The organism is Nostoc sp. (assembly GCF_036917515.1).
Lineage (GTDB): Bacteria > Cyanobacteriota > Cyanobacteriia > Cyanobacteriales > Nostocaceae > Nostoc.
In genome coordinates this window covers 78,269-95,773 of the sequence record NZ_JBALDE010000117.1, presented here as the reverse complement: position 1 = coordinate 95,773, position 17,505 = coordinate 78,269, and the positions used below count along the sequence as shown (strand labels likewise).

The window sequence follows — 17,505 nt, the reverse complement described above, 5'->3', positions numbered from 1 at the left end:
AAGCCAACGCTCATTGCCTTGGGATATCCGTAGACTTAGGAACTACGAGTAAGTCACGGGTGCGATCGCACCCATATTTAGCATGATGCAACTGCTCTAAGGGATGAACGAGGCAAACACAGCACAAGCCCTTGGCAGATTGTAAGTAGCTGGTTGCCATTAATTATTAAAATAGAGATAGCGCAATTCTGGCAACAGGAGCGCAGACAGGAGCTAAATATGATTACCCAGATGCGCCATTTAGAGATTCTGGAACGATTATGTCGTATAGAAGCTGTGTGCGATCACTACCAGATGATGCAGTTGGAGATTTATTCACTGGATTTTCATCTGTCTTCAATTGCCACTGTTGGTAATTGCTGTGGACAGATTTAATCTAACTGAGATGCTCAAAGAAGCTCTTTTACTCAAAACGGAAAGAAATCAAGTTTTAGTTGCACAAGTTGGTGTCATAACAAGTTCGGGCGTTGCATAAATCCAGGATGATTCAGGCAAATACAGGTATTTCTCTATACTTTGCACAGTAGAACACCTCAATTCATCCTTTTATTATGCAACGCCAAATATCACTCTTTCCTATACCAGATTGTTAAAAACTTAGCTACTACGCAAACTTGATTTCGCTTACACTCAAGTTTTGAACCGCTTGATATCCCCTGCCTACAAAAGGTTGAGGCAGGGGGTATTACAGCGATTAGATAAAACTTTCAGTTTAAATACACTTGCTAAAAGTTAAGTATTAATTAGACGCAACTGCTACAGAGCCATTTGGTACAGAGCCATTATTTAGGATAGGCTGACGAGTTTTCAGGTCAAATTTGAAGCCATGTGGCAAAATATGAAGTTTTGCTCCACAAATCGCCAAAGACTCATCCTTCAAAATTTCGCCCATATTGTTATATGTAGCTTCTGATTCATCAACAATCGTAACCGCACCTGCACCGATTACTTCAATTTGGTTATCTATCACTACCATAGCGGTATTTTCGTCAATACCAAATCCCAAGACAGCAGGCTGTAGTATCAAAGCTGATATTAAACGTCCCAAGCGTCCCCGTTGGGAAAAATGCTGGTCAATTACTACCCCTGGTAAAAATCCCATACCTGGGCCCATTTCGACAGTTTCAATCCGAGGATGTGTTTCTGAATCGCCTTCCACAATCATAACGTCTGGCATCACAGCAGCTCCGGCGCTTGTACCTGCGATCACTACACCTTCGGAGAACCGTTTGTGAATCGCCACATCGATTTCGGTGTCCTTAAGGATGTTGGTAATACGCGCTTGATCTCCCCCTGTAAAAAATACCCCAGTTGCTTTACTAATAGCTTCCAATGCGGTAGATGAAGATGCATCTTCACGGGTTTCTGTATCAATGATGCGAACAGTTTCGGCTCCCAGGCGCTCAAACACTCTGATGTAATTTTCTCCCACTTCTCTTGGTAGTTCTGTGGCTGCTGTCAGAATTACAATGTATGCCTTTGTACCCCCAGCGCGTCGTACAAAGTCCCGCAAAATTACGGAATCCCCCTCTTTATCTTCAGCTCCCCCAATAATTACTAACTGTTTTTTGATATTACTTTCCACCATGATGCTCCCCTAGATTTAAGTTAATAAATATCACTAAAACATGACAATTCAATGTATCAAATCATCCCTTTGATAGATTACTTGCTAAAAGTAGGGTTAACATTTGCGTAAACGCATTATCCGCGGAGCGTCTCGTATAGAAGCGGCTTGTCGTTAGACATCGCAATTAGACCAAAATACTTTTCTGAAAAATTAGATAATTTCCCAACTAATAAATAAAATTCACAACTTCAATTGCCTCTAGAAGTATTTTCTAGAAGCATTGTTGGCTATATTGCTAATTGTTGATTGGAGATTTATCGAGCGATGTGAGTAATTAGTATTGACCCTAGCTAAATGCAATAGATATCTGATGGCAAGCCCTAATCAACCCGACTTTTGTAAAGCAAGTTAGTTAAGAAAAAACGTGCTTGTTCTAATGGGAGATGTCTGGGTTTGCCTTGGTAGACAATTTGATACTCATTCATATCTTCCCCATCTCCATGTCCAGAGATCAGCTTTCGGTGAAAAGCTTCGTCAGCAAGTTCTCGAATCTCATCTCTTAGAGCAGCTTGTGTGCTATTCATAACTTTGCTGTTTTTTTATACTGTCTTTTTAATGCCTCATATATATTTATACAATTTTTGGATAAGTGTTGCACCATTCAAAGGTTATATCTTTAAATTATTCATGAGGATGAATTGACTGTTCTTGATTCCTGGCAGAAGAATAGGGATTAAATTATGCCTTAAGATAGTTAAAAATGCTTAGTAATAGAGTTAACGTGGGTTCTGATTAACTCAGTGGCAAAGCCATCACTCTCCACAATTAACGTGAGTCAATCTACAATTAGTAAGTCTGAGTAACTACAACTCAGCATTAGAATTTCAGGGTGTTTAGCTGAAGGTTTGTAATCAATGGTTCTACAAAAAAGCAGTGAATTAGTCCGCATTAATGCTAGAAGAACAGATGTATTCGATATTTTCAATTTCAAGCATTACCTTGGCCCCAACCCTTATTTAGATGTAGGGGCGCTAGTATTTGATTTTACTCTAATTGACTCTAGAGAGCCTTTGCCCATTGAAGATTATATTGCCAGCATTGGCGATCGTTATCCAAATCTTCGCGATCAAACCTACGAATCTTATGCTCATCTCTTTGCCCAAGTTGTGTCCGAAGTCGGAAAACTGGACATGGATTTACACTTTAACCACTGGAGCGTTAAGCCATATCCAAATCTGACGCGGATTGGCGTCCAATCACTACATGAGCGCACAATTAGAGAGGTAGTCTACTTTGTTTGGGATTGGTTTGAAGCCATTACCCAAGACGAAGACTTTGCCTTTGATGAGCAACTGGTAAGGTTGCAAGATAGATTTCGCGCATCTGTCTATGGTGGTCCCACAGTTTACGCTCTATTGCGAACAGCCTACCAGAAAGGTATTCCCGCCTTTTATTTGTGGGAAGAAGGATTAATGCAATACGGCTTGGGAAGAAAACACGTCCGGGGGGTAGCAACAACATTTAACTGTGATAGCCATCTAGATTCGGAATTCACTACCCGCAAAGATGACTGTAAAGCATTTTTAAAAACCTTGGGTTTTCCAGTACCTGAAGGTAATATTGTTTTTTCCGAGAAAGAAGCCTTGGCAGCAGCAAGAGAAATTGGCTACCCAGTGGCAGTTAAGCCAGTGGTAGGTCACAAAGGAATTGGCGTCACGGCTGATGTACAAGACTCAAAAGAACTGGTATCTGCTTATAATCGGTCAGTAGCAGCGATTCCCGAAAATCAGCAAACCCGAATAATTGTTGAGAAAAGCATCACAGGATCAGATTTTCGTATGCTGTGTGTCAACGGTCGATTCGTCGCCGCCACAGAACGCCGTCCTGCATCAGTTGTGGGTGATGGGGATTTAACGCTTGCAGAGTTAATTCGCCAAGAGAACCGCAAACCTGCACGTTTAGACACGCCAACTTCGCCGATGAGTAAAATTCAGATCGATGAAGCGATGGAACTCTACCTAGAGGAACAGCGCTTATCATTAGACAGTGTGATTGAGAAAGGACGCACTGTTTTCCTGCGTAAAGTTGCCAATCTTTCAGCCGGAGGTATGAGCATTGATGCAACCTCGACAGTTCATGATGACAATATTATCTTGGCGCAAGATATTGCCCAACATTTTCAGCTAACTTGCCTGGGGATTGATGTGATCACCAAAAGTCTTGCAGAATCTTGGAAGTCTAGTAACTTTGCCATCTTGGAAATCAATGCTGCACCAGGCGTTTTAATGCATCTTAAACCTTCTGTTGGTGAAAGTGTTGATGTGCCTTCTCATATTTTAGAAACCTTTTTTGAATCGGGTACAGATGCCAAGATACCAATTATTACCTTTAACAAAATTTCAGTTGAAGAACTACAAATGACGATTGACCATATCCTTTTGCAAAATTCTAACTTGACAATAGGTGCTGTTTGTCGTGATGCCGTTTTTGTGAATCGCTCGAAAAAAGTATTAAGCAAAGATTACAACAGTAATGTCCAAACTTTACTGCGTCATCCTAAAGTTGATTTGCTAATTGCCGAGTACCCTGAAGAAATCCTCGAAGAACAGGGCGTATTTTACCAGAATAGTAATATCGTAGTTTTGGATAATCCCACCGAAACTGAGATGATTTTGGCGCGAGATGTTTTCGATGGTTCGACTGTGATAATTAGAAAAGGCAACGATATTTCTATTCGTCGCAAAGGATTGATTGAAGATTATACCTTGGGTGAAGATGAACCATTCACGCGGGTTTATTTGAAGGAAACTGGAGCAATTTTGTAAGTGAAGTAAATAGGCGCTTTGGGATTGGGTATTAGGGACTGGGTAGCAGAGGAGGAGGGGAGAAGTTGCAGTAAGTCTTTCCCGTCTGCCCCTTTGCCCCTCTTCCTCTTGTGCCCATGCCCCATGCCCAATCCCCAGTTCAAGCTTCCAAAGCTGAAGAAATTATAGAGTACCTAGAGTCAGCTAAACTAAAGAAGAAATTGCTTAATAAGTTTTTATAATTTTGTTATGAGTACTGATTCACCTGTTAATTCTCCCGAAAAACTTGAATCCACATTCGGGAAGCGTCTGAGAAACTTCTTAATTGTAATGGTAGCGATCGCTCTTAGCGTTTCCCTCGTTTTAGGATTGCGAACTGAAACAACCTCCGCAACTCTAGCCAAGTTAAGCGAAACTTCCACACCCTTAGAAGTAGCCGTCAGCAATGGCAAACCATCTCTAGTAGAGTTTTATGCTGATTGGTGTACTGTCTGCCAAAAAATGGCACCAGATATCACTCAACTAGAAACAGAGTATGCTGACAAGATGAATTTTGTCATGCTGAATGTAGATAATACCAAGTGGCTGCCGGAAATGCTGAGATATCGGGTAGATGGGATTCCCCATTTTGTATTTTTGAATCAGCAAGGGGAAACCATCGCTCAAGCGATCGGCGATCAACCCCGGACGATTATGGCTAGTAACTTAGAAGCTTTGGTTACTGGTTCCTTTCTCCCTTACGCTCAAGCTAGCGGCAAAGTTTCCAAATTTTCAGCCCCAGTGGCACCAACGGCGAATCAAGATGACCCCCGCAGTCATGGTAGCCAGGTAGTAAATTAGACGTTGCTGGGGAAGCAGTGGCAGCAAGGGAAGCACAGATGTGGGAATCATATATTAATCAAGCGAACTTGGGCGTTGCATAATAAAGGGATAAATTGAGGTATTCTACTGTGCAGTGTCCATACTGTGAGTCTACGGAGATAAGAAAAAACGGAAAGCGGCGAGGTAAACACAATCAGATATGTGTTAAGTGTGGTCGTCAATTTATTGATGTTTATAGTCACACCAAGAGGCTACTCAAATCAGGTAAAACAAGCATGCCTAAAAGCCGACGTTAATGGTATAGGCTGCGAGCCATTGAGGTGACAAAGGTGTTGATCATACAACTGTAATTTACTGGCTAAAACAAATCGGTGAGCAACTTTCAGATACACCACTAACACCCGAGATACTAACGGTTGGCGAGTTGGATGAAGTAGGAAGAATATCAAGGCGATTTCGTTAAACTATAAAAACTGTCAGAACGAATCTGACTGCCATTTCGCCAAACTTCCACTTTTTCTGGAGTGACTAAATAATAAAAACTCCCATTATCTGCTCGATATCTGCTTTTACCAATATTCAAAGCTGTTATTTTTATAGGCTTGGTTGGGTCTTGCTTCAATTGCCCAATATAAAATAACTGACCATTTTCTTCACAGACTTTTACACGAATGCTTGCTGTCTCACCTTCAATGATGGTAACTCCATTGCATTTAGTATCAGCACTTACAGGTGCAAAACCTATTGGAATTGGCTGTGAAGGTGAAACTTGATTTGCTACTGGGGGTGGCAAGACTGGGCGGTTTGGGTTATCCACTTGCTGAACTTTAGAACCAGAGCCAACACTTGCAGTTACAGATGTCAACAAATGAAGGGGGTCAACTGCTACTCGACCATTTGGATGAACTTCAAAGTGCAGATGAGGTGCTGTACTATTGCCTGTAGATCCCATCTCGGCAATAATTTGACCTTGACTGACCTGTTGACCCTTGCTCACCAACAAACGGCGATTGTGGCCATAAACAGTAATGCTGCCATCGAGATGTTTAATAGTTATGGCATTTCCTAATCCCCAATTATCCCAACCTGCTTTAACAACTGTACCGGATGCCGCAGCAACAACAGGAGTTCCAGACGCCCCTGCAATATCAATTCCTTCATGTTGATATTTGCGGAAGCCTTGAGAAATAAATCCTTTAGTTGGCCAGATTAAGTTAGAAGTAGGGATAGGAGTTTGCCCAATTGGGGAATCGCCTGCCAATTGTGTTAAAGCAGATGTAGCTGTACTTAATACAGCGGTTAAGGATATTAACCCAACTAGTCCATAAGTACGGTATCGATAAATTATAGCTTTTTTCATAAGTTGCAAGTTTATTAGAACAATAGTTCAGACACTTTCTAATTATTTGTTGTTTCAAGCTTACTCGGAAAATATCAGGAAATCTTTAGTGAGTTTGTAGCTTTCTAGCTTTTCAGATTTTGAATTCATCAACGAGGTCTTATACTAATTCGCAATTCGCAATTCGCAATTCGTAATTAAGAAATTTAACGTCAGTTCGGGTTAAGGACTCAAATTTGATCGCTTGGACGAAAGAATAAGGGTTTCACACTGTCAAATCTAACAACTAAATCAAGGTTTCAGCTTATCCCAAACTCAGGTAAATTTAGATGCAGCAAGGCTTTCCCAGCTTACATCTGTTGCCATATTTTAGTTATTTGGCTAGGCTACATCATCAAACTTTTTGTTACTCTAAGTCAGAGGAAATGCTTAAACTATCTATTCGATTAGTAATACAACAACCAGGTACGGTTCCGTGGCGCTGCGGGCGCGTAGCGCCCACAACCTTGAGGCGAGCGCATGATTTATACCTGAATTCAGCAACGCCCAATTTTTTCATTTCATTATCTAGATATACCAGTTTCGCCTTTTCATCAAAAATTTGCTGTTCTAAATGAAACTTTTTAGCTACATCAGTTTCAGCTACTAAAACGTGACGCAACTTAGATAATTTTTGATTGCACAGATCCCATTCTGCCTGAAGTGTTTCTAGTTTATGCTGCGATCGCCTTTGTGTCCAATTGATTATGTAGAATATAGAGTCATCAATACCTCAGCCAACTCACCTGGTTTAAATATCCTACCGTTTACTTCCGGTTTACGACCTGGATCGGGGTTATTGTTGGTAGGTAGTTTTGTGTAGATGTAATCGCACTCTACCCCTACTAATTTTGTTTTTGGTATCAGTTCACAGTTGTGAATCAAAGCACCAGTAAGTTGAGCGATCACTAAAATGATAGCTATTAGCCAAGGAAATCTTAACCATATAAAGTTAATACCTAAAATACTCAGCTTCTTACCATTATCTCTAGTTTCTCGCTGACTTATTAACAAGTGATTTTGATAGAAATAAGCAAAGGCAAAACCTAAACTAATCGCAATTCCTACCCCTACTAAAGATAACCCATTTTGTATTTTTTGTACTGAACTTCCAGCAAAATAAATACCAAAGCCGACCCCACACAAGCCAAAGCAGCGGCAACCCTAGCTTTACCTACACCCTTGTTAATAGTCTAAAAACTGCGGGGTTTAACCCATGCAAACCTGCTTATGCATCTCTCTCCGGTAGACCTACGATGTCATAAAATACTTATATAATAAGAAACAAGCCCTATAAGTAGGGTTTGAAATTGAGTCTGCTTATTATCAAGAGTGTCAGGTTATTGATATAGATTTCAAGTCAAATCAAGGATTTTCAAAATAATTGTCCGTATATTCAATCCTGGGAAATAGTTTCAAATTTTACTAAAGTAGTTTATTTGTTGGCATTGAGAGGGCTGGGTGAGTTAAACTTGCCTAACCCACCCGATAAAACTAAACAGTAGAGAAATTAGCCATTAAAAACGCGACTGCGCCACTTATTCAACCGGGCTTCCCCAATTGTCGCAGACCGTCGAGCATCAGCAATTTGCTCTTGCAAAGCTGCAATCTGTTTTTCTTGGGCATCAGCTTGCTGTTGCAAAGATGTATATTCCTTAGTGCTGGTTGGGGAACTGGAAGACTCCCAACTACTAGTAAATTTTGTTGTCCCTATGCTCGCAAAGGGTCTTAAGTCTGCTAATTGTTGTTGCAAAGTTGCAATCTGGCTTTCTTGCTCTTGAATTTTTTGCCGCAAACTTTGCTCAGCTGCTGTGGAAGCTGCAATAAATGGATTAACTGGAGCAGCAGTTTCTGGCTTGGGCTTGAATACTTCAGCCAGCAATGCACTAATATCCGTGAGTTTCTGTCTACCATAAGGAGTGTTGTTAATTAGCGATCGCACTAGCTGAGGTTCATTATTCGATGCTAGGTTCTTGTCACTGCTAGAATTGCTCCGCAGCAGTTGCAGCATATTGGTAAATTCCAATATCTTTTTGCCCCTTTGGGTTTTGTAACCCCGGTAATACGGCACTATGTTATCCCCAAAGGCATCTAAATACTCGTCGCTATCAAGATAAGAATCAATATCCGCCTCAAAACCCTTCTCATCTAGTATGTTGCTGTGATGTTTCGTCTCGGAGTAGTCATCGGGAGCGCGACCCAGCAGGTGTTTAAAGTTCAGTTCAATTGCACGGTAGCGGTAAACTTTATCAAAAAACCTAGAGCGATACAACTCTGATTTGGCAACTTGACGCACAAACTCACGCACATCGATTATGCCTTGCTTGAGTTGGGATTCTGGAACTATGAGCCGCTCACTTTCCATGATGTAGGCATTACCCAACACCTGCCGATAAACTGCCCGAATTACAATTTCAATGTCATCAACTGAAGCAGTAGTCCACAGTTCGATGGGTTCTGTTTGGGGAAATGCTTGATATTGGCGTCGTCTGGTTTCTTCGTCTAAGAAGGTTTGCATACTTAGGTGAGTGTGGGTAGAAGTGGGTAATTTGTCAAGGAAAAATAAAATTTCTATAGTAGGGTGGCAATACTAAATAGCAAAGCCATAACATATCCTACTTAAGATTTACTAATTACTGGTTATTGATATTAATTTATCAACTTTTGGTGAGTTTTTTAGTTACATTTTCTTACAAACTTAGACGGCTAACTATTAATAACTAACAGCTAATCACGATCAGAAATTAGCAATTAGACATTAACAATTAGCCGTCAATCCCCTGGGGGAGTATTTAAAATTCAAAACTTAATATTGAATTGGAGTATAAACGCCTGTCAGAAAAATTTCTACAGGATAGTAACTCTCAAACACGCTCATCAAATCTAGTGTAGAAACCACCGTATTTTATCCAGTATTGTTTCAAATTATGATGAGGTGTATGTAAACTAGCTTTTGCCTGATATAAAATAACTTGGCGATGATCGCCCATCCAGATTTTATTAATGGGGTCAACGGATATTACTGTTCCTCCTAAAGAAGCGACGCATTCAGAAAATCTCTCAATCGTTGTATATTCCAATGTCTCGAATATAAAGAAGTTACCCGAACAAATCAAGTGGCGGCTGCGAATCCAGCAGCGCATCTTTTTTTCAGCCAGTGGAGGCAACATTTTGGTTTTAATAGATTCAAGCTGAATCAACATAATGTGCTCACCGCACGTAATTCATCAGCAAAACTTTCCCGTTTTTCAAATTGTAATGGGCCAGCAGTAGATCCCCATATTTGCTCATGGGTTGCAATGTCCATACCCTTATCTAGACTTATCCAAGTACGCTCGGTTATTTCTACTTCGCTAACAAGATATGTCTGGCATCCATTACGTTTAATCAAACATTGATTACCTGGTTCTACACTACCTCGAAACATTTCACCTTCTCGTTGGAAAATCATTGAACAGTTATAACGCCGTTCGATGCTTTCTGGGGTGATGGTTTTGAGGATATCTAATTCACGAGCTGCACCTGCATAAAGCATCTGGTCTTTCAAGCTGTAATTTTCGATATAAATGCGATCGCCCCAATCGACTAGTCTATGTACTCCCTGACGATAGGGTGTCCATAAATCGTGGTCATAAGCTTGTTCAGAATAGAAACCGATGCCAGAAAAAAATTCAATCGGTAAAGGACGAAAAAAAATGTGAATGTGGGCGTAAAGTTGCGGATTTGCAAAAGATTGCTTATAGTTGCTAAAATCTCCTGCCATCCAACAGGCTAAGGTGAGCAAATCACTAGCGTTGGTGCTAAATTCACTGGGCGCTATCGTCACGTCGCTTCGCTCCGAATTCAAAATTCAAAATTCACGCATTACAACCCCCATAAATAAATTTAGGAGCTTGTATCCTTTTATGTTTTAACCTGATATTACTAATTTATTGAACTTGACAAAGAGCGAATCTCTGAAGAAAAAGAAGCTGTTGTCACACCTTTACCATCACTGGTTTTAATCATCGCTACCCGAAATCGGAGATTTGGGTTAGCAAACCAAATTCGCTCCTCAGCAGCAGCGAGTTCATACTCTGTTAGCAGAGTAAAAATACCATCGTCACTTAGATGATATTTAGCCACTGCTGGAATTGTTTCAGCGTACCCTTTGTCCCGCAAGAGTTTGCCTCTAGAAGGATTTTCGACATCCGGAATTGGTACTAGCACAGTACTGCCAGAGATTGGTTTATCGTCCCAGTCTGACTCACCTTCCCAAGTCATCCGAAAGGGGTGAGTAATACTGGCGGGTTCAGTGTCATACAATTGACAAATTGCTAGCACTGCCGGATCTTTGGTAGATAAAGACTCAATTTCAATGTTAGACAATACTTCTTCAAAGTGGGCGAATGCTAAATGATGAGCGCTACGCTGCGATCGCCATCGTCCAATTGAAAGTTCAAAAAATTCAGTAATTTCCATTAGAAAAGTGATTTTAAAAAAGTAGCTTAAAATCCAAGAGATATCTTGGCAAAAAAGAAAGTTATTCTCTTAGTTTATATCTTAGCCTCCTTGACCACAACAGCATTGGGGAGTGCTGAGTGGGGAGAGACGCGATTAATCGCGTCTGTACAAGAGTTAGGAGTTTAGAGTTATTATTCTCCCTTCAGTCTCCAGTCCTCAGCCTCCTACTTAGACAAATCTAAGCAACTTCAGTGATACTGATAATTTTGCCGCCTGTCCGATGAATATTTTGCACTTGTCCAGACAGTTGGTTGTAGTTAACTACATATTCCAGGTTGCCCAGACGAGTACGGCGATTACCTGCACCTTTGACAACCTTAATCAAAAAGCGTTTGTCGGTGCTGCTGACACTAGAACCAGCGGCGGGAGCCTTGATAGATGTGGGTAAATTGGAACCGATATCACCGATCAGTTTGGCTTTGCGATCGCTATCACTGCTAGCGAATCCTCTCACTAAGCTAAAGGTACGGTTAAAGGTAACATTCTTAATTCCGATTTGGGAACTTGTGCTGCGAACATAGGGAACAATATTCTCCCCAAAATTCTGCTGATATTCGTTGCTATCGATATAGGATTCGATCTCAGCATCATAGCCCTGTTCGTTGTAGATGCGGACGTGTTCGGAAATCTCTGCTTGATCGGCAGGAGGACGCCCTAGTAAATGTTTGAAGTTCAGTTCAATGAACCGATACTGAGAAGAAGAGTTGAAAAACAGGGATTGATAGAGTTCTGATTTGGCAACGGCGTTGACGAATTCGCGGACGCTGATTATACGATCGCGCAATTGCGATTCAGCAGTGGCTAATCGTTCACTTGACAACAAGTAAGCATTACCCAAAACCTGTTTGTAAACGGCCCGAATTAGTGTTTGTAATTCACTTTCGCTGGTGTTCGGACGCAGCTCAACAGTAGGTGAATCAATAGCCCAAAGTGACATTGAAGTATCTCCTGAAAAACGCTAATTAAATTAAATTTCCGAGTATTCTACCCCTTGTAAAAGTAGAATTTCTTATCAGTTGTCAGTTATTTTTGCTACTGACTAGCTTTTGTAAAACTTTAAGTTTGTGAAAGTGTGTTACATGTCTTCGGATATCACATCTAACGGCAAAATTAGTCAAACTCTAGATTAGCGATCGCTTTGACTAACTTTTGATTGATCGGGATTTACGCAAACTACAGCTGAAAAGAATGATTTTCAGGTAAAGGCAATTTATGTAAACCCATACCCCTACAAAGAAGCAAGCTATGCAAAGAGTCTTGTAGAGAAGCGGCTTACCATAAGGTATTGCCTCTAAGCACGTGTAGTTTTGCGTAAATCCTAGAACGATCAGCACTGGGGATTAAAAGACTAGAGACTGAGTATAGCGGAATTATTTCCCAATCCCTAATCTCTAAATCCCCAATTTCTATTCTTTAGTTGACAGGGGTAATACTGGCGATCGTACCGCCCTGTTGGTGAATCCGCTGATACTCTTGTGAAAGCTTATTATATGGTACGAAAAAGACTTGGTTACTACGGCGATATTTGGAAATGTTTTTTACCACATTTGCCTTGTAGCCAGTAACTTCAATCCGGTAGACCTTACCATCATCACCAGATCCCACACCCTGACGAGTGCGAGGAGTAGATGTTGGGTTGCGGAATGTAGCGCCCTTGCTGCCTGGTGAAACCACAGGAGTAGGCGTGTTTTGAATTAGCAAACTGTTTAATTTTGGTTGTTTGCCAGCTAAGTCACCTTTGAGGCTGCTGCTAGAGGAACCACGTACCAGTTGGAATAAGTGGGTAAACTGAACCAAACTCTCGATAGCTTCGGTTTTGTAGCCTCGAATATAAGGCACAATGTTTTCCCCAAAAGTTTCTTGGTATTCGTCGCTGTCTAGATAAGAATCAATCTCACCTTCAAAGCCCTTTGTATCCAGAATAGTGCTGTGTGTACGCGTTTCTTCTAAATCCAATGGCGCACGACCAAGGAAATGTCTAAAATTTAATTCAATCGCCCGATAGCGAGGAGTGCTATCAAAAAACCGCGAACGGTAAAGTTCCGACTTCCCGACTTGACGCACAAACCCGCGAACACTAATTTCACCCCGTTTTAGTTGGGATTCAGCAACAGAAAGCCGCTCACTTTCCATTACATAAGCGTTGCCTAGAACTTGCTTGTAGACAGTTCTAATTACGGTTTCAACATCCTCATTGGAGCGATTTGGCCACAGATCAATAGGATCGGTGTCTTCAAACAGAGCGACCCCTAATCGTGATGCTGGTCCAAAAGCCATTCAAACTATCTCCCACTTAACAACTAAATTTTATGAGAAGAATATTCAGCAAATGTTAAAAAACTTTACATCATGGTGACGAAGTAGGGGACATTGAGACTTTAAATCCTTATTAGTCGTGATGATTTCAAGTTTTTGCATCGTTTGCCTTTACATATTGTGATACAATGCCGAAACCATATTTATTAAAATTTATTAAGTTAAATAATACTTTAGAGAAAATTAAGCTTTTTTTTAGTATTTGATTTGCAATTGGGATGCAAGTGATGGTATTGTGCTATTTCCTTGAGCCAGAGTATTAATTGTGCCGAGTCACTCAAGTTTATCAAGGTAAGTGGGCAAGAATAAATTCAACTATATTATGCAATGTGAAATTAATTAAGATTGTCTGTTAGTCAAGGCTGAATGACTACAAAACCTTTAATTATTCATGCCCACTTAACTTATCGAATTTGGAAAGTAGCCAATTGACTGATTAAATGGTCAAAATAGGGAGCAAGTATTTGCTGGCGATCAGCTTGGCAGCGTTTCAAACTAGCAGCCTTGATGCTTTTTAACCCTAAAACCATTGCATCCAATGGAACTTGTAATTCCTGATAGAGCAAATTCATATAGTGCAATCCTGTGGGATTTGTATATTCAGTGTGGCCACCTGCTATGCCATAGGTAATACAACGGAGAAAATGCCAAAAATCTCGCCAGCAAGCTTGGGCACGTTCAGGTGGATAAAGACCACCTCCCGGCTGGATAATTTCGGGATAAGTTGCCAAAACTTGTTCCCTAGATTCATCAACGATTTCGGCTGCGCGATCGCGTAATAAGACAGCAACAGGAATCAAGGCTGAATTATCCGGTGACAAGGTTATAATCTGCAATAAATCTTCATCACTCAGGTAGCGAAAAGCATCATCCGCAGCTTGAAATATAGCGATCGCTGCTTTTGGATGGGACTGTTCCCACTCAGCAAAGCTGACTATTCTAGCTTTGGCGATTAATTCTTTAACGGTTTCGCTTAATTGAGTCATTGGTTTAGGGGATAGGGCATGGGGGATTGGGCATTGGGGGGAAGCAGGGGACAAGGGAGACAAGGGAGACAGGGAGGATAAGAAGAATAACCCATACTCAATGCCCTTAAATTCAATCTTCTTAGAATGCGATCGCCATTTGGTTACATCTGTAAAATAAAGTAAAGAATAGTTGTACCAAATGCACTTATGGAAATCCATAGAATCCAAGCTGAACTAAAGAACCCAGATTTTCACTATCGTTTGAAGGCGATCGCTGCTCTCAATGATTATGAATCAGAAGTTGCAGTTCCTCTGCTTGCGAGTAAACTTCATGACTCAGAATTTTTAGTGCGTTCTTTTGTGGCTAGAGGTTTGGGTAATCAACAATCAGCGGAATCTTTTGCAGCTTTGATGCAAATTATGAAATTTGATGATACTCCCAACGTGCGGGCTGAGGCAGCAAATTCTTTATCGCTATTTGGCAGAGTAGCAGCTTCTCATCTAGTTTTGGCATATTATCAGGATAACCACTGGTTAGTTAGGCGGAGCATTTTGGCTGCGATCGCTGAAATGGATTGCCCTGAAGAACTATTTGATATCTGCGTTCAGGGTTTAAAAGATGAAGATTTTACAGTTCAGGAATCCTCTGTTGATGGACTCGGCTTACTAGCTAACTCTAGCCAACATACTGCGGCATTATCCCAGATACTAACGTTGGTAAATGATCAATCTTGGCGGATGCGCGTGCGAGTTAGCTATGCCCTCAAGCGATTTGATGATCCACAAGCGAAAGCAGCCCTCAACCAACTCAGACAGGATGAGAATCACCGAGTTGTTGGAGCTGCTTTAGAAGACCTATTGCCACAATAGCGGCTTGGGTTTGTCCGCAACGCAATTATTGTGAGCAAACTTATCAGATAAATAGTTAAATAATAAATATTTGATTTTACCTTAAATTTGACTAAAATATCCGGTTAAGCTGCCAAAATCTGGAAGAAAAGAGCAACTTTTTTAGATGAGGAGGCATTTGTGACTGATATACAAACTGGTCAAATGACTTGGCGACTACCAGGTTCTTCAGAATCTGCTTTATATTTGCGGCATAATGCTTCGGAACCTTGGCGATCGTATAAAGAATTTCCACAATATTTTCTACCCGATCCGCCCGGTTTTTCCGAAGGATACGCGACATTTTTAGCACTCCTGAAAAAGAACTGGCAGCCGTTGTAAACTCACTACAGAACAACTAATCAAACAATTTTCGATTTTGGGTCGCACCTTTACAACGCTGTCAGCGCAACATCGAATTTTGGATTTATTTCGCTCACAAGGAGCGCGGCTTGCATCTATAGCAGGGGATAGGGGACAGGGGACTGGGAACAGGGTCGAAAGTCGCTTGGTGTCAGAGTTTTATATTATGTTTATGTCCTAAACGACTTGGCGACAGCTATAAAATCTAAAATCTAAAATCGGTACGGTCAAGTACTCAAACTTTCACGAGTTGTTGTGCGGGTATAGGCGTTCCAAACGTCGAGTTCTGAATGTGGACGGCTGGAAAGCATAGCTTTAGCTGTTTCTGTGAGTCCTTGAGCAAGAGTAAAATCTGCCCCAGCGATACTTAGAAGATTCTCTATCTGTGCATCTGTGAGATCGGTTGCTCGCAAGTCTGTATCCCGTAAATCGGCTCCAGTCAATCGAGCATTTCGCAAGCAAGCCCCTGTCAGATAAGCTTTTGTTAGATCGGCACCACTCAAATAAGCACCTTGTAAATTGGCTCCTGTTAAGTCAGCACCGCTTAGGTAAGCTCCACGCAGATTAGCATCTTGTAAATCTGCATTTCGTAAAGAAGCTGTATTGAGAAAAGCACCATTAAGATTAGCACCCGGCCCTACCGCTCCAGAAGTTTTGTAATTATATTCTTCGGGCCATTTCGTTTGTGAATCATAACGCGCTACTTGGAGTTTGGCTCCCTGCAAATTTGCGCCACTTAGATTTGCTTGTTGGAGGTCAGCACGGTTTAAATAAGCTCCCTGTAAATTAGCCCCACTCAAATCGGCTCCTCGCAGATTTGCGCCTCGTAAATCTGCTCCACTCAAATCGACATCACTTAATATCACCTCACTGAGGTCGGCTCCTAATAGCTTGGCTTTACTCAAGTTAGCTTGTCGTAAATCGACTTCCTTTAGATTGAATTGGTACAAATCTATCGAATCCACAGGGGTTCCGGCTTTGAGGGCTATTAAGATTTCTGGAGTTGGACTGGGGCGTTCGGCAAAGCCGTTGCCGTAGGCATCGCTTGTAATAAGTTGAATTTCACTATTTGTCATCAGCTGATTAAAATATCACTTTTGGAGTTATTCTACACTTTAGCTAAATCGGGACTTCATCTTATCACTGAGTATTAATAAAGCCAAAATTTGATCAAACGAGGTTTCAAACAGATGCATATAATACCGCCTTTGACAATGATCGACTTCTTCCGTAAAAGTGAAGGTACATGGTTTACGGAACGCTCCGTTCATCATTTTGACTCGGCGGCGGATGAGTCGGGGGAGTCGAATTTGATTATAAAAGTTATGGAAAAGGACGATCCGAAAATCCAAGAAGTTTGTAAAGCCCAAGGTATAGATCCGAGTAAAGCAACAAGCGGTGCTAGCTTTGCATGGCAGGCTAACCTAGATACCAGGCTACTGAATACCGATAATGCTGCGATTTTGGTTGATGTTCCCGACGAAACGAGGCGTTCTGGAAAACTGATTCGCAATCAAGGCTATGTTGAGAGCATTCCAGTTGTGAGCCGATATCGGTTTGCTGATGATGGAGTGCTGACGATTGATACTGACTATGACAACAATCAAGGTCAGGAACGTTGTTGGTTTGTTACGGATGATTTTCGTGTCAGGGTCAGTACAGTACGAATGATGAACGGAATCAACTTGATGACTTATTGTTCTGAGCGTCGCTGTGTTTCTCAAGAAGTCTTGGAGCAAATGATCGGTCGGAATCATGCTAGATAGGGAATAGGGAGTGGGGAGCAGGGGACGTAAGGAGAGAATAATTAATAACCAATGCCCAATCCCCAATGCCCCATTAAGGAATGTTGCTTTGTTTCTCATAAATGAGACGTGCATGATTGCCATCACT

At 41.3% G+C, this 17,505-nt stretch carries 19 protein-coding genes and 2 pseudogenes; 8 read left to right on the top strand and 13 right to left on the bottom strand.

Annotation, left to right across the window (positions count from 1 at the left end; translation table 11 throughout):
* Positions 1–10: 10 nt before the first annotated feature.
* Positions 11–160, bottom strand: coding sequence for a hypothetical protein (locus tag V7K89_RS15375; RefSeq protein WP_335188475.1), 150 nt, complete (start codon positions 158–160; stop codon positions 11–13).
* 59 nt (positions 161–219) lie between these two features.
* Here V7K89_RS15375 and V7K89_RS15370 point away from each other — a divergent pair, with 59 nt between their 5' ends.
* Complete coding sequence (locus tag V7K89_RS15370; RefSeq protein ID WP_335188473.1) at positions 220–375, top strand: hypothetical protein; 156 nt, start codon at positions 220–222, stop codon at positions 373–375.
* Between the two features lie 364 nt (positions 376–739).
* Here the strand turns inward: V7K89_RS15370 and V7K89_RS15365 are convergent, their stop codons facing one another.
* Positions 740–1,588, bottom strand: coding sequence for a cyanophycinase (locus tag V7K89_RS15365; RefSeq protein ID WP_335188471.1), 849 nt, complete (start codon positions 1,586–1,588; stop codon positions 740–742).
* 362 nt (positions 1,589–1,950) lie between these two features.
* A complete protein-coding gene (locus V7K89_RS15360; protein WP_335188469.1) occupies positions 1,951–2,154 on the bottom strand; it encodes a hypothetical protein in 204 nt (67 codons plus the stop codon).
* 330 nt (positions 2,155–2,484) lie between these two features.
* Here V7K89_RS15360 and V7K89_RS15355 point away from each other — a divergent pair, with 330 nt between their 5' ends.
* From V7K89_RS15355 to V7K89_RS15345, 3 genes and pseudogenes are all read left to right on the top strand, one after another.
* Positions 2,485–4,395, top strand: a complete 1,911-nt coding sequence (locus tag V7K89_RS15355; protein ID WP_335188467.1) for an ATP-binding protein — start codon at positions 2,485–2,487, stop codon at positions 4,393–4,395.
* A 228-nt stretch (positions 4,396–4,623) separates the two neighbouring features.
* On the top strand, positions 4,624–5,214 hold the full coding sequence (locus tag V7K89_RS15350; protein ID WP_335188465.1) for a thioredoxin family protein: 591 nt from the start codon (positions 4,624–4,626) through the stop codon (positions 5,212–5,214).
* A gap of 110 nt (positions 5,215–5,324) precedes the next feature.
* Positions 5,325–5,632: pseudogene (locus tag V7K89_RS15345) on the top strand (IS1/IS1595 family N-terminal zinc-binding domain-containing protein); the annotation flags it as partial.
* 9 nt (positions 5,633–5,641) lie between these two features.
* On the opposite strand, the gene V7K89_RS15340 reads toward V7K89_RS15345, so the two are convergent.
* Complete coding sequence (locus V7K89_RS15340; protein WP_335188463.1) at positions 5,642–6,556, bottom strand: M23 family metallopeptidase; 915 nt, start codon at positions 6,554–6,556, stop codon at positions 5,642–5,644.
* A 353-nt stretch (positions 6,557–6,909) separates the two neighbouring features.
* Here V7K89_RS15340 and V7K89_RS15335 point away from each other — a divergent pair.
* Positions 6,910–6,990: pseudogene (locus tag V7K89_RS15335) on the top strand (IS1 family transposase); the annotation flags it as partial.
* 289 nt (positions 6,991–7,279) lie between these two features.
* On the opposite strand, the gene V7K89_RS15330 reads toward V7K89_RS15335, so the two are convergent.
* From V7K89_RS15330 to V7K89_RS15295, 8 genes are all read right to left on the bottom strand, one after another.
* Positions 7,280–7,720, bottom strand: a complete 441-nt coding sequence (locus V7K89_RS15330) for a hypothetical protein (RefSeq protein ID WP_335188461.1) — start codon at positions 7,718–7,720, stop codon at positions 7,280–7,282.
* 364 nt (positions 7,721–8,084) lie between these two features.
* Positions 8,085–9,092 (bottom strand): phycobilisome rod-core linker polypeptide, encoded by a 1,008-nt coding sequence (locus V7K89_RS15325; protein WP_335188459.1) that lies wholly within the window; start codon positions 9,090–9,092, stop codon positions 8,085–8,087.
* Positions 9,093–9,438: 346 nt separating this feature from the next.
* A complete protein-coding gene (locus tag V7K89_RS15320) occupies positions 9,439–9,777 on the bottom strand; it encodes a CpeR family transcriptional regulator (protein ID WP_335188457.1) in 339 nt (112 codons plus the stop codon).
* Complete coding sequence (locus V7K89_RS15315; RefSeq protein WP_335188455.1) at positions 9,771–10,400, bottom strand: chromophore lyase CpcT/CpeT; 630 nt, start codon at positions 10,398–10,400, stop codon at positions 9,771–9,773. The genes V7K89_RS15320 and V7K89_RS15315 overlap by 7 nt, the downstream gene beginning before the upstream one ends.
* Before the next feature lie 98 nt (positions 10,401–10,498).
* Positions 10,499–11,035 carry a phycobiliprotein lyase gene (locus V7K89_RS15310; RefSeq protein WP_335188453.1) on the bottom strand — a complete coding sequence of 179 codons (537 nt, stop codon included), beginning with the start codon at positions 11,033–11,035 and terminating at the stop codon, positions 10,499–10,501.
* Between the two features lie 220 nt (positions 11,036–11,255).
* Entirely contained in the window at positions 11,256–12,014 is a 759-nt protein-coding gene (locus V7K89_RS15305) for a phycobilisome rod-core linker polypeptide (RefSeq protein ID WP_335188451.1), read from the bottom strand.
* Positions 12,015–12,490: 476 nt separating this feature from the next.
* Positions 12,491–13,354 carry a phycobilisome linker polypeptide gene (locus V7K89_RS15300; RefSeq protein ID WP_335188449.1) on the bottom strand — a complete coding sequence of 288 codons (864 nt, stop codon included), beginning with the start codon at positions 13,352–13,354 and terminating at the stop codon, positions 12,491–12,493.
* Between the two features lie 443 nt (positions 13,355–13,797).
* Complete coding sequence (locus V7K89_RS15295) at positions 13,798–14,379, bottom strand: phycobilisome protein (RefSeq protein WP_335188447.1); 582 nt, start codon at positions 14,377–14,379, stop codon at positions 13,798–13,800.
* A 189-nt stretch (positions 14,380–14,568) separates the two neighbouring features.
* Here V7K89_RS15295 and V7K89_RS15290 point away from each other — a divergent pair, with 189 nt between their 5' ends.
* Both V7K89_RS15290 and V7K89_RS15285 read left to right on the top strand, forming a co-directional pair.
* Complete coding sequence (locus V7K89_RS15290) at positions 14,569–15,231, top strand: HEAT repeat domain-containing protein (protein WP_335188445.1); 663 nt, start codon at positions 14,569–14,571, stop codon at positions 15,229–15,231.
* A 159-nt stretch (positions 15,232–15,390) separates the two neighbouring features.
* Complete coding sequence (locus tag V7K89_RS15285; protein ID WP_335188443.1) at positions 15,391–15,591, top strand: hypothetical protein; 201 nt, start codon at positions 15,391–15,393, stop codon at positions 15,589–15,591.
* Between the two features lie 248 nt (positions 15,592–15,839).
* Here the strand turns inward: V7K89_RS15285 and V7K89_RS15280 are convergent, their stop codons facing one another.
* Positions 15,840–16,688, bottom strand: a complete 849-nt coding sequence (locus tag V7K89_RS15280) for a pentapeptide repeat-containing protein (RefSeq protein ID WP_335188441.1) — start codon at positions 16,686–16,688, stop codon at positions 15,840–15,842.
* 114 nt (positions 16,689–16,802) lie between these two features.
* Here V7K89_RS15280 and V7K89_RS15275 point away from each other — a divergent pair, with 114 nt between their 5' ends.
* Positions 16,803–17,378 carry a phycobiliprotein lyase gene (locus V7K89_RS15275; protein ID WP_335188439.1) on the top strand — a complete coding sequence of 192 codons (576 nt, stop codon included), beginning with the start codon at positions 16,803–16,805 and terminating at the stop codon, positions 17,376–17,378.
* The last annotated feature ends 127 nt before the right edge of the window (positions 17,379–17,505 follow it).

Coding starts and splice junctions, on each gene's coding strand:
- V7K89_RS15310 (WP_335188453.1), bottom strand. CDS start 11,035: ATGGAAATTACTGAATTTTTTGAACTTTCAATTGGACGATGGCGATCG.
- V7K89_RS15290 (WP_335188445.1), top strand. CDS start 14,569: ATGGAAATCCATAGAATCCAAGCTGAACTAAAGAACCCAGATTTTCAC.
- V7K89_RS15340 (WP_335188463.1), bottom strand. CDS start 6,556: ATGAAAAAAGCTATAATTTATCGATACCGTACTTATGGACTAGTTGGG.
- V7K89_RS15350 (WP_335188465.1), top strand. CDS start 4,624: ATGAGTACTGATTCACCTGTTAATTCTCCCGAAAAACTTGAATCCACA.
- V7K89_RS15365 (WP_335188471.1), bottom strand. CDS start 1,588: ATGGTGGAAAGTAATATCAAAAAACAGTTAGTAATTATTGGGGGAGCT.
- V7K89_RS15305 (WP_335188451.1), bottom strand. CDS start 12,014: ATGTCACTTTGGGCTATTGATTCACCTACTGTTGAGCTGCGTCCGAAC.
- V7K89_RS15300 (WP_335188449.1), bottom strand. CDS start 13,354: ATGGCTTTTGGACCAGCATCACGATTAGGGGTCGCTCTGTTTGAAGAC.
- V7K89_RS15355 (WP_335188467.1), top strand. CDS start 2,485: ATGGTTCTACAAAAAAGCAGTGAATTAGTCCGCATTAATGCTAGAAGA.
- V7K89_RS15325 (WP_335188459.1), bottom strand. CDS start 9,092: ATGCAAACCTTCTTAGACGAAGAAACCAGACGACGCCAATATCAAGCA.
- V7K89_RS15375 (WP_335188475.1), bottom strand. CDS start 160: ATGGCAACCAGCTACTTACAATCTGCCAAGGGCTTGTGCTGTGTTTGC.
- V7K89_RS15295 (WP_335188447.1), bottom strand. CDS start 14,379: ATGACTCAATTAAGCGAAACCGTTAAAGAATTAATCGCCAAAGCTAGA.
- V7K89_RS15370 (WP_335188473.1), top strand. CDS start 220: ATGATTACCCAGATGCGCCATTTAGAGATTCTGGAACGATTATGTCGT.
- V7K89_RS15360 (WP_335188469.1), bottom strand. CDS start 2,154: ATGAATAGCACACAAGCTGCTCTAAGAGATGAGATTCGAGAACTTGCT.
- V7K89_RS15275 (WP_335188439.1), top strand. CDS start 16,803: ATGCATATAATACCGCCTTTGACAATGATCGACTTCTTCCGTAAAAGT.
- V7K89_RS15320 (WP_335188457.1), bottom strand. CDS start 9,777: ATGTTGATTCAGCTTGAATCTATTAAAACCAAAATGTTGCCTCCACTG.
- V7K89_RS15280 (WP_335188441.1), bottom strand. CDS start 16,688: ATGACAAATAGTGAAATTCAACTTATTACAAGCGATGCCTACGGCAAC.